The sequence below is a fragment of the Paenibacillus profundus genome, assembly GCF_021369635.1.
In the GTDB taxonomy this organism is placed as follows: domain Bacteria; phylum Bacillota; class Bacilli; order Paenibacillales; family Paenibacillaceae; genus Paenibacillus_B; species Paenibacillus_B profundus.
Map to the genome: position 1 here is coordinate 244,454 of NZ_JAJNBZ010000005.1, position 14,209 is coordinate 258,662.

A 14,209-nucleotide genomic window follows, 5' to 3' on the forward strand; every position below is an offset into this window, starting at 1 on the left:
ATAAAAATATGGCTATATTTGGACAAGTATTAGCATCTCCAGAATCAGGATGGAAAAGATATGATGATTCAGACTCAAATATCATTTATGAGGGAAGTGGATGGGAACGATATTCGAATAGTGCGTATTACAACGGCTCTCGCCAAGAATGTTCTCGAACATCCATCAATCCAAAAATAAAGTTTAACTTTATTGGGAGCAAAATAATATTAATTAGTTCTCTGTATTCTTCTTATTCAAACAAAATTGAGATTAAAATTGATGAAGAGTTATATGAAACTACTCAAATCAGTGGCGGTAATATAGCAGTCTTTTTTATTAAGGAAGGATTGAAATTCCAAGAGCACTCAGTTGAAATAACAAAAATCAATCAAGGTGGATATACAATTGACTTTAATCTTGATGCAATTGATATTGATGAAAGTGGGCAATTAAAACCGTATGACCCACTTACCTACAAGTTTTTAATTCAATCAGATAGAGGATATCACAGTATATTTGATAGAGAACACTCTTCAACAACAGCAATTCCTAGAATGACATCAAATTCAACACCATCTGGACGAGCATTTGCAAAAGACATTTATTCCGCTCCGTATGATGCGTGGAAAGCATTTAATCAAATCGACGATAATGATGGATATTGCTCCCAAAATGGAAGTGCTGGAGTTGGTTTCCTTGGATACGAATTTGCTCAGGACATTCCTATTTTTAAATATGCAGTAAGAAGCATGAATTCATCTGCTGTCCTTAATACAATGCCAAAAGACTGGACTTTTGAAGGAAGCTTTGATGGAGATAAGTGGGACATTTTAGACACACAGAAAAACCAAACTTGGACTACCATAAACACGGACAAAGATTACAACATTAGCACTCCGAAATCCTATAAATTGTATCGTTTGAATTGGACTGCTAACAATGGGCACACAGGGTATACTGGTATCAATGAATTAAAGATGTACGAAACTCCTGATCCTAATATACTTATACATTTCCCTTCGATGGATAAACAAAGTTTTGTTAATCATGGAATGGGAAAATCGTTTGTTATTGATTTGGCAACAGAGTTTACACAAAGATCATTTATAGAATCAGAATTTTTTGTTCTGGGAGAAGGAAAAGTGTTCAAACAGAAAGTTGATACTTCGAAATTTCCAATTAAAAAAGTATCAATTGAATGATTGTTTTATTTAGAAAGGAGCGATGAACTTTGAGTAGTACATTAGACAACATGAATAGATGTGGTGTGGGTTGGTTTAAGATGGATGAGGCAAGTGGAAATGCAATAGATAGTAAAGGTAATGCAATTGGTACTCCTTCCAATGTCAAGAGAATCTCAGATAAAGATAGGAACTCTATAGAATTTAATGGGGTAAATAGTTATGTTCAATTCAATCAAAGAATCATCCCAATAGGAAACAAAAGTATACGATTCAAAATAAAGCCGTATCCTACTTCTTCAATCAAGGCGATACTTCAAACTGGCGGGTATAATAATACAGGAATAAGAATCGATCAAGACACAGACAATAAAATAATGGTAATTGCTCAAAACACAACAAATATTTTAGCGACTGCGAAGAGTTTAGATTCATTGGTTGTAGGGGAATGGAATGATGTATTAGTGATTTTTTCATCTCAGAAAATATTAATTTATGTTAATAGTTTTACAAAACACTCAATTACAGAATTGATTGGATTAGAACTAGAGCCTACTAACAATCTTATTGTCGGAAAAACTATTGTGAACTACTCAGAACGATATTTTAAAGGTCAAATTTGTGAATTAGAAATATATAATGATATTATATCTCCTATTCCAAATAAAATATTGATCTACCATGGAAATCAATATAAAACCTATAATGAATCATGGCAAAACATTGGCACATCAGTTGTAGAAAATGATTATATTTTTAAGGGAGTAGACGACATTTCAACTATTCCAGAAGCTGCATGGGCAGAACTAAAGGGTGACGTTGAACTTTGCTACTACACAGACGCTCTAAACAAAACAGAAGTATCATTCAATATCGAAACTGAACCCTTTACCCTTGCTGAAGAGTTTGATGGTCAAACAATCAAAATCATTGAATATACTGATAATCCTACACAAGAAGAATCCATTATCACATTAGAAACTGAACCATTTACGTTTTATGACGAAGTTGGCGATAGCTTCGATGTTCTGCATTACACAGATGATCCAGATAAAACCGAAGCTGAGCTGGAAATAAATCATAACTATTCCCCTTGGGATGAGCTTGATGGTGATTTTGAATTAGTTACGTGGACAATGGAAGAAGAAACGGAAGTACAGGAAGAGCTAAAACCAATATTTAAAGAAAAGATTGAAGATGGCGATTTATACGGTGTAACTGTGGATTTGTCAAAAGGAACTATAAATATTAAGTGAGACAGTCACTTGGGGCTGTCTCTTTTGTTTACATATCTATTGGAAGGAGCTGATTTTATGGCAGGTAATGCAAAACCTAGAGTACCGAATTTAGGAGACGAAGCTAAAATTGAAATTACAGGCTTTAGAGGTTCATCTGTAAATACACCAAATAATGCATCAGATGCCTCCGTATTACTTGATGGCGTAACGACTAAACAAGGAGTTTACAATGCAGTAGCAATGTCCACTCATTTCGATTCATACTTGGAATTCTCTATAAATAGAAATAGTAATTTGTGGGCTGTTGGTGGCAGCTATTCAGATAGTGGTGGAAGTGCTGGTAAACAACTAAAATTGGAAATGTGGAATGGTCAAGAATATAAAGATGTTGGAATCTATAATACTACTGCGACTAATGGTTGGTACTTACTGTGTCCAAGCCTAGTAGCAGGAAAATATAAGATTACTCCGGTAGCTAATTATGTTACTTTCAATGAGTGGTATGTTGAAAATCTAGTTCTTAATAAAAGTCTAATTGAATTGAGTGGTGGCGAATACAGAACATACAAATCTATGTTTAATGTTGATGATAAAACAACAGCTATTCCTAAGATGACATCAAATACAACACCATCTGGACGAGCATTTGCAAAAGACATCTATACACCAGCAAATGAAGAATGGAAAGCTTTTAATCAAGTTGACGATGAGGAAGGCTATGTGTCAAAGAACAGCAATGCTGGTTATTTGGGATATGAGTTTGATAAGTCAATACCAATTGTAAAATATGCAGTTAGGAGTATGAATAGTTCTTCTAAATTATCTAGACTTCCTAAAGATTGGACTTTTGAAGGAAGTAATGATGGAGTTATTTGGGATGTTTTAGATACACAGAAAAGCCAAACTTGGACAACATTAAGAACGGACAAGGAATATATAATCAAAGAACCTAAACCATACAAAATGTATCGTTTGAATTGGACTGCCAATCCTTCAAATTATACAACTATTAATGAACTGAAATTATATAGTGGAACTTTTATAGGAGCATGGGAAAGCATCCCTATATCTACAATTGATGAGAAAATTTTCGAAGAACACGGAATGACCGATCTATCCATCATTCCACCGGAAGCATGGCAAGAACTGGCCCAACTCTCCCCCACTATCGAGATCGTTACATACGTGCCAGAGGGTAACAAAGCCAAGCCTTTTACCGAGACACACATGGACATCCCCTTGCGTGTCGACATGACTGCCTTGCCTTTCGAACAGCTTATCGTGCAGCCTTCCGATTTTGACTTGCACGGCAATCTGCTCTCCATCGCTGCAAATAAACTCCCTGCCGAAGTGAGCGCCTATGACGGTACTTGCAAGTTTATCGTTTCTTTCGATAAAGGCGCTACGTGGGAAGCTTTCAAGAACGGAAAATGGAAAACAGTGAACGCTGCCGATATGGTGAACGTCCGAGAACAAGGAATGAGCTTCAAAACCCTTGCTCAAATAAAAGAAAAGCATCTCCTGAATAAAGGAAAACAGATTCGAATTGGCTATTACTTGGACGACAGCATACACCGTGAAGAAGAAATAAAGCTTGATCATTCGCAGTTAGTGGTGAAATCTGCTCTTGATGATGTGAAATTCGAAGATATGTCCTTTTATTTGCTCAATACGACAGCGACGATTCAGCTCCAATTAACCGGAAATAAACTGACTGGTGAGCTGGATGACGCAGATAAAGGTAAAGTCCAGTATCGGGTGCTGCTGAACGACAAGCCGTATTATCCAGACAATGGCGAGTTCACGCGCTTGGCTTCTTCTCCGTTGGATATCAATCTTTACATTTCCGAAAGAGAGATTCTGTTCAATCAGGAAAATAAACTGACGGTCGAGTTCCAAGATTACTGGGGGCAGACCGATCAATGGGAAACGAAGTTTATCGGCACCTATTCCGGCTTGATGTTCATGGACAAGACCGGAAACTATTACTCGGACACGTTCGGCGGGATATTGAAGTACTTGGACTTCGGAATTATCATCGCGGGTCAAACGACCGTGGATCAGAAAGTCGTTGTAAAAAACCAGTTGGGATATGAAATCACGAATCTTACACTGGAGGTGGTCAAAGACTCTCTGCCCCAAGGCGTTACCATTGAGTTGTCACGATCCAATAAGCCATTTATCGCCCAGGATAAGCTGCTCTTCAGCCAGATCTTCCAGCAGGATGATACGGTTGAATTTTACGTCCGTATTGCTACTGTAATAGAAGCCGAGCCAACGGTGAATGGTCAATTTGAAATCCGCGCAAAAGCGGATCGGGTATAATCTCAATACAATGAGATCGGATGTGAATAACATTGAATGAATGTAATGATATAAGCTCCCCCTTCTACGTTAAAAAAGCGGAAAACAAACTAAATGGCAAGTTTTTTCTCTACGGTTCAGGCAGCGATGATGTAAAATCAACCTTTGTGGTCGCGACCCGAGTTCGGGAAGACCTCGATGCGAGCCTATCTGTAAAAGTCGAGAGAGCGTATGATTTGTCCTCCCGCTTGGAAGTCATGTATCGCGGCAACGGAGATTTGCCTTCCAGCATCCAAGCGATAGCAGCCGAATACTTGCCGGCTTCGCTTGAGGTTAGACCGCATAATCAAATGTTCGGCAAATTCGAATTGTTGGAAGCTCCAAGGATTGAAACAGGGTTCCCTTCGAATGAAGACGCAACGACCCGCAGCCGTACCGACCTGCAGACGATTAACTTCGGCGATACGCAGCAAATGATGATAGGCGCGAATAATGGAGAGTATTTTGATTCTTACGTAAAGTTTGGACGTCTGAAAGAGTTAATGCCTGATTTGCATCTATTAGAAAAGGCAAAATTGAAAATATATTATACTGGATCATTACCGGACGGCACCAACATTGAGCTGCACCAGCCGCATCGATTCTGGGAGGAGCTTGGAGTTACACACGCCAATAAACCCCGCTCCGCTGAGCTCCTGTCAAATGAATATACAATCGATCGGCAAAAACGTTACATTGAATTCGATGTGCTGGACATCCTGAAGCGATGGCAGGCTGGAAGCTTGGTGGATTATGGGTTTCTGATCAAATCTGCGAACGATTACCCCGTTTATTTCTATACTCGGGAATCAAGCAAGCAGCCGCTTTTAGAAGTAAAATATATATCTAATCTGATTTACAGCGTCGGCAGAAGCGCGACTGAAGCGACCATGTTTATTTATGGCGTAGGCAATTCCGAGCGTTCGGCTTCGCTCACCGTGCATAGTGACCGAGGCGAGGATTCCAAAGAGGCTACCCTATATATTCATCGGCCAGAAGTGCCTGTGCCTATCGATAAAACGGGAACCATTGCCGTTAGTCGAGCGAATATGATATCCAGCATGACAGTTGGCATTAGAAAAGAAAACGTGTTATACGGCAGCATCAGCGTTCCTGATTACGGTGTAGAAGATCTTGATTCAATCGTTCAGATCAACACTCCGGAAAAGCATGCAGTCCTAACAATCGATCCGAACATCAGTCTGCCAAGTATGATGACGGTAGCCAAGAGAGAACGCACGAGTCGCCCCGGCCATATCTCTGTATCGGTTCCTCATCTGCATTCGCGTCTCGAAGTTTCCAAATACAGAAGAGCGTCCAATGACTTAGACGCTTCGCTGACCGTACAAAAAGAGAAATCCGAAGATCGTAATGCGTTTTTAACTGTCAATCAACCAGACTTGGGCGGAATTTTTACAGTAAGAGCATATAAAGAAGACGATGTTGCAGGGCGAATTGAGATTCCGCATTACGATGACAAAGAGTCGTTCATCCATGTTTCAAAGCCTAATCTTGCATCTTCCTTGGATGTGAAATATGGGCACTCCTTGAATTCGACGATTTATGTGAAGCATCACGAGTATATGGAGTCGTTCATCGAGACAAAGCAGATTTCTCAGATTCATGCAACAATTGACATTCGACAAGTTGCCGATGCACCTGCACATCTGTCGATAAGCATTCCAGATTTACAGGCATATTTATACCCAAGGGTAATCGATAAGGATGATTTACGTGCAATTGCAAGAATTCTGAAGAAAAATGCAGCCGATCTGCACAGTCGAATCAATGTAAATGGAGTCGCTGGAGCGTATTATTACATCCTGTAATTGATATATGAAAGCTGAAGTCGTCCCGTCTTGGGGCGGCTTCTTTTATTTGAGCGAGGAGGATCTTAAATGAATACATTTGATTGGAGTAAATATGGCTTTGTTCGCGTCACCAGTCCATATGGCTGGAGGAACGATCCATTCAACGGGAAGAAAGTATGTCATACCGGCGTGGATGTAGTCAAATCACATCAGGCTCCCATACATGCTTTTGCAGCTGGCGAAGTCGTTCATGCCAGCATGGGTGCTGCAGGAAGCGGCTTTGGCGGCTTCGGCAATGTCGTCGCTATCAAGGATAGCAATGGACATCTGCAATGCTATGCTCATCTGGATAGCATAGGTGTCACGGTCGGGCAGATTGTTAAAGAAGGTCAAGAGCTTGGCAAGCAAGGAACGACGGGGCGCTCTACGGGCTCGCATTTGCACTTTGAAGTGCGCAGTAAGGCCTCTCCGAGCTTTGGATTCGGTCATCACATCGATCCGGGGCACTATTTATCAACTTATTTTTCCGCACACACACAAAGTGAAAATAAAAAAGAATGCAAAACAGTACCCATCCGTCTTAACAATCAAGCGTTCTGTGAAGGATTTCTGGAGGGAAGCATTACGTATGCCCCATTGCGTGCCATCAGCGAGCAATTAGGAGCCCGGGTAACTTGGAACGGCAAGGAAGCAGCAGTCAATGGAACCCGCATGTTAGGCGGGAAATTAATCAATGGACGCACTTACATACCTGTTCGAGCCTTTGAAGAAGCCATTCAGGTCAAAGTGGTATGGAACGGTCAAGAGGTAAACATAATCCAGTAAACTCGAAATAGCAAAAACCCCTGCCATCGCGAGGATGACAGGGGTTGAGATTACGCTTCTTCCGTTACTTTTACTTCTTTCATTTTGTCGCCCTGCTTGATTTCATCGACGACATCCATGCCTTCTACAATTTTACCGAACACAGTGTGCACGCCATCCAAGTGAGGGAATGCCGCATACGTAATGTAGAACTGCGAGCCGCCTGTATCTTTGCCGGCATGCGCCATCGCCAGAACGCCGCGTTCATGCTTGTGCGGGTTGCCTTGGGTTTCGCATTTGATCGTGTAGCCAGGACCGCCTGTACCTGTTCCGTTCGGGCAGCCGCCTTGTGCTACGAAGCCCGAGATGACGCGATGGAATGTTAACCCGTTGTAGAAGCCTTCGCTTGCCAGCTTCTCAAAGTTGGCAACTGTGCCCGGCGCCTCTTGATCGTGAAGTAAAACTTTGACGACTCCGCCTTTTTCCATTTCAATCTGTGCGTATTTGCTCATATGTATGAACTCCCTTCAATATGCGTTGTGTTAGAACTACCCTCACGATTATACGATAAATCAGCGTAAAAAGAAAACAGATACGCAAGCACAAACAGACCCCGAGACCCGCTGCCCAACCCTACGCAGCGAAACTCAGGGTACCGTCAATCTTTCTTCGCTTTATTTCAGAACCGCTTGCTTGTTCAGGCGTGCCGGAATGCAATCATTCATGACGATGTCACGATGAGACTCACGGCGTACGACAATGTCGGCTTCGCCGTCTTGAACGAAGACGACAGCAGGACGCGGGATGCGGTTATAGTTGCTGGCCATCGAATAATTGTACGCTCCGGTGCAGGACACGGCCAACAGATCGCCTTGGTTCACTTTAGGCAAAGCGACGTCCCAAATGAGCATGTCACCGCTCTCGCAGCATTTTCCTGCAATCGAGACCACTTCTGAAGCTTCCTCATTTCCCCGGTTCGCCACCATCGCTTCATAGCGGGATTCATACAATGCCGGACGCGGATTGTCCGTCATACCTCCATCCACCGCCACGTACTTGCGAACGCCTGGAATGTCTTTTACGGACCCGATCGTGTATAATGTCGTTCCCGCCTCACCAATGATGCTACGACCCGGCTCCACCCAGATTTCCGGCAGAAGATTGCCGATTCCCGCAAAGCAGCTCTTCACAGCATCCGTAATCGAACGCACATATTCGCTTACTGCAAGCGGTGTATCGCCTTCCACATACCGTATGCCGAAGCCTCCGCCCAGATTAACGACTTGGAACGCCACGCCCGCTTCGTCCTTCACTTGACGGGCGAATTGCGCTACGCGCTCCACCGCCAGCTGAAAGCCTTCCGTTTCAAAAATTTGCGAACCGATATGCGAATGAATGCCGAGCAGCTCCAAACCTTCGGCATCCGCAGCCGCTTGCACGGCTTCGAGCGCCGTTCCGTTCCCGATATCGAAGCCGAACTTGGAATCAATCTGGCCTGTGGAAATATACTCATGCGTATGTGCCTCTACCCCTGGCGTGACGCGGAGCAGCACGGAGACGGTCTGTTTGCGTTCTTTTGCCATGGCATTGAGCAGATGCAGCTCGGTAAAGTTGTCAACGACGAAGCAGCCGATACGGGCATCCAGCGCCATTGCGATCTCGTCTGGCGTCTTGTTGTTGCCGTGAAAATGAATGCGCTCAGCCGGAAATCCGGCTTGTAGCGCCGTGTATAGCTCCCCTTCAGATACGACATCAAGCGACAAGCCTTCTTCATCCACGATCCGGCACATCGCCATCACACAGAACGCCTTGCTCGCAAAGGCAACCTGAAATTTCAATCCAGAGGCGCGAAACGCCTCCATATACTCCCGGCACCGTTCACGCACGAGATGTTCATCTACTATATATAACGGAGTGCCGAATTGAGCCTTCAATTCAGCAGCATCACAACCGCCGATTTCCAAATGTCCGTTGGCATTGATTTCACTGGTTCCATGTAAGTACATCGTCTTTTCTCCCCATTCCCTAATCTATCCACGCTGTCTGAATCCATTATATTGCATCATGAAAAATATTACATCGAGTATATCAGCTAAGCTTGTCATTGAAGAATGGATTTTTTGGCTCAAGGTTTGCATTATGTCCCTGACATTGTTCACTCCGTTCAGGCTGCGATTTGCATACATTTTATGAAGCATTCTTTCTGTCAGTGCAATTTATAGGCAATATTCATTTTACATAGTATGCATACAACCAAAACAGGACATACACGAGCAAAAACACTCGAATATAAGAAGGAGAATACAACCGTAATAAATAGCATTAGATTATACGAACAGAAAATCACGCTCAGACTGCCCAGACACCATTTGCAAGTGAATTTCTCTATTTTCTCTACTTTCGGTATGCTCCAACAATGTATGAAAACCGTTCTCTCCTCTAAGAAAAGGGTTCCAAAAAGTCCTTTTGCCCACTAACCCCTTGATTCAGAAGAACAAGAACTCCTTTGAATCATTAGTAGGTAAAGCTCAATCAATCTTTAGTACTTAAGTTGTTACTTTGCATAGTCTGAATAATGGGGATAGTGAACAAAAGAGCACTTCGACAACTCTTGCCTTACGCATCTGACTCTCTGGGAGAGTGGACGTAAGGGTACAGCAGAACTGTTTAGTTACACATCCATTGGCCGACATATTTTTTCGCCCACCCCCTACTTCAAACGATTTTTCCGCAGACCCCCAATTTATGCTTTCTCATCAATATAAAAAAGCCTTGGATTTTCTCCAGGGCTTTAATGCTTAAGTGAAGTATCTGTGCAATTCGGTTTTTTCGCCAGGGATACACTATCTATCAGCTGAGTGAGTTCTATTGGAAAATATGTAGTGTAATGTTTCGGTTAGGCGGGTAAACAACAAGTTGACTGCATTTTGTACAGTGGATCCGGATGTTTTTCTGCATTTGCTGCTTAGGAGTGTCAAACCATTGGATGAAATCCAATGAAACTAACCAATAAAGTGATTCAGGAGCTTTTTCACTGTACAAAATCCAATGTGAACAAGAGTTACCAAGCCTTCATTCCGCATTGTGTTGAATGATCATAACAAATCAGGCTCCTGCGGGAGCCCGAACGTTGCTGATGCCTAAAGATGCCCACGATTCTTGTCTGAAACTTCCACCAAATTGTGCATTTACGTCACATCCACCACTGGAAATCAGTTACTATGGCGTTGTATCCGGCGGCATCTTGGTATTATCTCTCGTTTTGTTGAAGCTCGGACGCTGCTTCATGTAGAGAACGGGCTGGCGCACGAGGATGTTGAATAGCGCATTGGCGTTAAACGGAATAAACGGCCATAGATAGGACGAGTTGTACGAGCGATTAACGGCCAGGTACACTACCCATATCGTTGTGCCAATGACCAACCCTGGTACTTTGAATAGCGCCACCGCCACCAATAGGAACAGGCGCACGATGCGGTTCGCAAGTGACAATTCATAGCTCGGCGTGGCGAACATGCCGACAGCCGCAATGGCCATATAGAGAATGACCTCATTGACGAATACCCCTGCTTTGACCGCGATATCCCCGACGAGAATGGCCGCCAGCAAGCCAAGCGCAATGGCAAGCGGCGAAGGCGTGTGCACGGCGGCCATCCGCATGAGGTCCACCCCGAGCTCAGCTAGCAGGAACTGAACGATTAACGGGATTTTCCCCGTTTCCATCGGACCGATAATCTGCAGCGCCGCTGGCTTCAAGCCCGGCTCGATAACAAGCAGCAGCCATAAGGGCAGCAAGAACAGTGAGGCAAAAATGCCGATAAACCTCACGCTTCGCAAATAGGTGCCCATGAAGGCCGTCTGCCTATTCTCCTCCGCGTGCTGGCACAAGTCAAAAAACGTTGTCGGCAAAATAATGACGGAAGGTGATGTATCCACGAAAATAACGATGTTGCCGTCCAGCAGATGTGCGGCGACGACGTCCGGACGCTCCGAATAACGGACCAACGGATACGGATTCCAGCCTTTATTGATAATGGCTTCCTCCAGCTGCTTATCAGCAAGCGGCAAGCCATCGATATTGACCGCTTTTATCTTTTTGCGTACCGCTTCCACTTGACGTTTATCCGCAATGTCATCGATATAGGCAATACACACATCCGTCCTTGTGCGGCGTCCTACCTGCACCATCTCATACTTCAGTCCAGGATCGCGCAGCCGTCTTCGGACCAAGGTGACGTTCGTGAGCAAGGTTTCGGTAAAGCCGTCCCGTGAACCGCGGACTACTTTTTCCAGTGATGGCTCTTCCAAGCCTCGAGTCGGGAACGACTTCACATCGACCATCAGCGCTGTCGTTTCATGTTCGATGAAGAAAACGCTGCTGCCCGCCAAAACTTTGTTGATTGCTTCACTCATTTTATCTATTTTTTCAACTTGAATGTGCGGGATGTAGCACTCGAAAAATGCTTTTAACGCGTTCGAGGTGATGGATAATTTGTTCAGGAACGACAATCGCGCCAGAATCATCGTCATTACTTCATCCTTGGCAAATCCGTTGAGATAGAACAGCCCTACTCGTCGGCCGCCGAATGTCATCTCCCGGAGCAGAACATCAAAGGATTCCTCCAGACCGACCACATTTTGCAGCGTATGTCTGATCATCTCCATCTTCTTGGGGATTGCATCATCATCCTGCCAATATTTAATCGATTCTTCTACCGTATTGGATACTTCATGCTGCTTCTTCTCCAAATCCTGCTGCTCGTCTTGAGGCTGGCCAGGGGGCGGCATGCTGCCTTCTGGATGGGACGGCTCCGTCACTTGCTCTGTCATCGTTCTTCCTCCTTCTGCCTTCGCGCGCATTGTAGACTCTAGCCAAGCTAATGAGGGTAAATAAAGCAATCAAACCATGAGCCTATAATTTTGCCGAGGACCATAGCGGTTAATAAAAACGTTAGAATACCGGACATCCCAAGGCGCTTCGCCAATATCGGGAGCACATTGAGCACTTCGGTCAAAGCAGCGGCCAGCAAGCCCACGAATACACCGTCCAACAAACCTATCACTGGTGACAACCAACCGGCATAACGAAGCTTGATGCTCCACAGATCGATAACGGTGAAGAACAGCGCCCCGGTAATGATCGCAGCTTCGAACCAATGCACGCGATGAAAGGAATTTGTTATCTGCGCAAGCCTCGGCAGCATGTCCAGTACGACAAATAAAGCCACCATGCCGCCACCTACCGCGATGCCGCCCGCCAAGCCGAGAAATGCGGCGAATATTTGGATGAATACGTTCACTAGCGCATTACTCACGCTTCTCATCCGCCTCTCGCAGCCGCTGGTACTCTTCCGTCACAATATATTGATTCAAGTTTTCCTGATACAGATACATTTCCACTTCCAGTGGCGTCGGTTCCTCATTGAATTTTTTGCGGAAGATGTGGTTGAAAAAGATGACCATCCCCAGCCCGATTCCGATGGAATAGCATGCCTGAAACCAGAAGGAACTCGCTTCTTTGCGTCCGGTAAGCAGTTCTATAATCCGATGGTGGACTTGCAGCATGCTGACATCGGCATGAAAATTCATAATGGCCAGCCCGGAACCGAAGAATAAGAGCAGCCACACGATTGCAATAAAAAACGGATTCGGCCGCTTCGCCTGCTTAACAATCTCCACAAGTGTATGCGGCTGTCCGAAGCATTCGATGCCAAGAGCGGGAGCTACCGCTTTGATGGCCCTGACGATGGCCATCATGTCGACGAGGAGAATATTGCCGTCCTTAGGTTTCGGATTCAACAGCACTAGCTGCTTCAGCTTCGCCTCCCAAGACGAATCTACGATCACTTCCGCTACGTCCCCCAACCGGACGGGTTGTCCCGGCGGAACCTTGGACTGCTTTCTTAGTCGGATGTAGCATGTCGATGGCTTATCATCCGATATCACCATGTCCATCACTCCTTCCTCATTGTTCTTAGTATGGTTGAGTTGCGCTGCATTATGAGGAGATGGGACAGCAGGAAACATTTGCATTCCTGCTGGAAGAGTAGACACAAAGACACCGCAAGGATGATTCCTTACGGTGTCTGCATCACTGCGCGATCTGCGCCTTTATGGACTGTAATATTTTCTTTTCCAACCGGGACACCTGCACCTGCGAGATGCCCAAGCGGCTGGCAACTTCCGACTGTGTCTGGTCGCGGAAATATCGTAAATAGACGATGAGCTGTTCGCGTTCACTCAATCCTTCGATAGCTTCGTTCAGAGCGAGCTTATCGAACCACCGCTCCTGTGATTCGTCCGCAATTTGATCCATGAGCGTAATCGGATCGCCATCATTTTCAAATACCGTCTCGTGAATAGAGGTCGGAGGCTTGTTCGCTTCTTGAGCGAAGACAACCTCCTCCGGTGTAACACCGAGTTCTGCAGCCACTTCTTTAATCGTTGGAAGACGACCGAATCGCTTCGACAGCTCATCCTTCGTCTTTCGCACTTTGTTCGCCATTTCCTTCAAGGAGCGGCTTACCTTTAACGTGCCATCATCCCGCAAGAAGCGCTGGATTTCACCGATTATCATCGGGACCGCGTACGTAGAGAACTTCACGTCGTATGACAAATCGAATTTATCGACAGATTTAAGCAAGCCGATGCATCCGATTTGAAACAAATCATCCGGTTCGTACCCTCGGTTCATAAACCGCTGTACGACCGACCATACGAGACGAATGTTGCAGTTGACAAGCGTATCTCTTGCCACCGTATCCCCAGCTTGGCTGAGCGCAATCAGACGCTTCACTTCCGCGTCGTCCAAATAACTTTGTGACGATTGCTTCAAATCGACTTTCATGGC

General features: G+C 44.6%; 11 protein-coding genes. 5 read left to right on the plus strand and 6 right to left on the minus strand.

Translation table 11 applies throughout. The annotated features are described in order from the left end of the window. The first annotated feature begins 8 nt into the window (after positions 1 to 8). The 5 genes from LQV63_RS09900 to LQV63_RS09920 all read left to right on the plus strand — a co-directional run bounded on the left by LQV63_RS09900 (position 9) and on the right by LQV63_RS09920 (position 7,380). Positions 9 to 1,184 (plus strand): hypothetical protein, encoded by a 1,176-nt coding sequence (locus LQV63_RS09900; protein WP_233696559.1) that lies wholly within the window; start codon positions 9 to 11, stop codon positions 1,182 to 1,184. Positions 1,185 to 1,213: 29 nt separating this feature from the next. Further along, positions 1,214 to 2,419: a LamG domain-containing protein gene (locus LQV63_RS09905; RefSeq protein WP_233696560.1), complete on the plus strand. Its 1,206-nt coding sequence runs from the start codon at positions 1,214 to 1,216 to the stop codon at positions 2,417 to 2,419. Between the two features lie 57 nt (positions 2,420 to 2,476). Continuing rightward, positions 2,477 to 4,726 (plus strand): hypothetical protein, encoded by a 2,250-nt coding sequence (locus tag LQV63_RS09910; RefSeq protein WP_233696561.1) that lies wholly within the window; start codon positions 2,477 to 2,479, stop codon positions 4,724 to 4,726. A 32-nt stretch (positions 4,727 to 4,758) separates the two neighbouring features. Then, positions 4,759 to 6,573, plus strand: coding sequence for a DNRLRE domain-containing protein (locus tag LQV63_RS09915; RefSeq protein WP_233696562.1), 1,815 nt, complete (start codon positions 4,759 to 4,761; stop codon positions 6,571 to 6,573). Positions 6,574 to 6,642: 69 nt separating this feature from the next. After that, positions 6,643 to 7,380: a peptidoglycan DD-metalloendopeptidase family protein gene (locus tag LQV63_RS09920; RefSeq protein ID WP_233696563.1), complete on the plus strand. Its 738-nt coding sequence runs from the start codon at positions 6,643 to 6,645 to the stop codon at positions 7,378 to 7,380. A 50-nt stretch (positions 7,381 to 7,430) separates the two neighbouring features. On the opposite strand, the gene LQV63_RS09925 is transcribed toward LQV63_RS09920, so the two are convergent. The 6 genes from LQV63_RS09925 to sigF all read right to left on the minus strand — a co-directional run bounded on the left by LQV63_RS09925 (position 7,431) and on the right by sigF (position 14,206). After that, positions 7,431 to 7,871 carry a peptidylprolyl isomerase gene (locus LQV63_RS09925; protein WP_233696564.1) on the minus strand — a complete coding sequence of 147 codons (441 nt, stop codon included), beginning with the start codon at positions 7,869 to 7,871 and terminating at the stop codon, positions 7,431 to 7,433. 162 nt (positions 7,872 to 8,033) lie between these two features. After that, complete coding sequence (gene lysA, locus LQV63_RS09930; RefSeq protein ID WP_233696565.1) at positions 8,034 to 9,365, minus strand: diaminopimelate decarboxylase; 1,332 nt, start codon at positions 9,363 to 9,365, stop codon at positions 8,034 to 8,036. A gap of 1,213 nt (positions 9,366 to 10,578) precedes the next feature. Continuing rightward, the gene (locus LQV63_RS09935; protein ID WP_407672906.1) at positions 10,579 to 12,189 is read right to left on the minus strand and encodes a spore germination protein; all 1,611 of its coding nucleotides are present in this window, start codon (positions 12,187 to 12,189) and stop codon (positions 10,579 to 10,581) included. 47 nt (positions 12,190 to 12,236) lie between these two features. Further along, positions 12,237 to 12,683, minus strand: coding sequence for a stage V sporulation protein AB (locus LQV63_RS09940; protein ID WP_036704898.1), 447 nt, complete (start codon positions 12,681 to 12,683; stop codon positions 12,237 to 12,239). Then, the gene (locus tag LQV63_RS09945) at positions 12,667 to 13,308 is read right to left on the minus strand and encodes a stage V sporulation protein AA (protein WP_019422853.1); all 642 of its coding nucleotides are present in this window, start codon (positions 13,306 to 13,308) and stop codon (positions 12,667 to 12,669) included. Before LQV63_RS09945 ends, LQV63_RS09940 begins: the two co-directional genes overlap by 17 nt. Positions 13,309 to 13,450: 142 nt before the next feature. Next, entirely contained in the window at positions 13,451 to 14,206 is a 756-nt protein-coding gene (sigF, locus tag LQV63_RS09950) for an RNA polymerase sporulation sigma factor SigF (RefSeq protein WP_019422854.1), read from the minus strand. Positions 14,207 to 14,209 lie beyond the last annotated feature (3 nt).

What these genes read in the sequence shown, in the direction of transcription:
- LQV63_RS09900 (WP_233696559.1), top strand. Translation starts at nt 9, where the DNA reads ATGGCTATATTTGGACAAGTATTAGCATCTCCAGAATCAGGATGGAAA.
- LQV63_RS09940 (WP_036704898.1), bottom strand. Translation starts at nt 12,683, where the DNA reads ATGAGAAGCGTGAGTAATGCGCTAGTGAACGTATTCATCCAAATATTC.
- LQV63_RS09910 (WP_233696561.1), top strand. Translation starts at nt 2,477, where the DNA reads ATGGCAGGTAATGCAAAACCTAGAGTACCGAATTTAGGAGACGAAGCT.
- LQV63_RS09920 (WP_233696563.1), top strand. Translation starts at nt 6,643, where the DNA reads ATGAATACATTTGATTGGAGTAAATATGGCTTTGTTCGCGTCACCAGT.
- sigF (WP_019422854.1), bottom strand. Translation starts at nt 14,206, where the DNA reads ATGAAAGTCGATTTGAAGCAATCGTCACAAAGTTATTTGGACGACGCG.
- lysA (WP_233696565.1), bottom strand. Translation starts at nt 9,365, where the DNA reads ATGTACTTACATGGAACCAGTGAAATCAATGCCAACGGACATTTGGAA.
- LQV63_RS09945 (WP_019422853.1), bottom strand. Translation starts at nt 13,308, where the DNA reads ATGGTGATATCGGATGATAAGCCATCGACATGCTACATCCGACTAAGA.
- LQV63_RS09925 (WP_233696564.1), bottom strand. Translation starts at nt 7,871, where the DNA reads ATGAGCAAATACGCACAGATTGAAATGGAAAAAGGCGGAGTCGTCAAA.
- LQV63_RS09935 (WP_407672906.1), bottom strand. Translation starts at nt 12,189, where the DNA reads ATGACAGAGCAAGTGACGGAGCCGTCCCATCCAGAAGGCAGCATGCCG.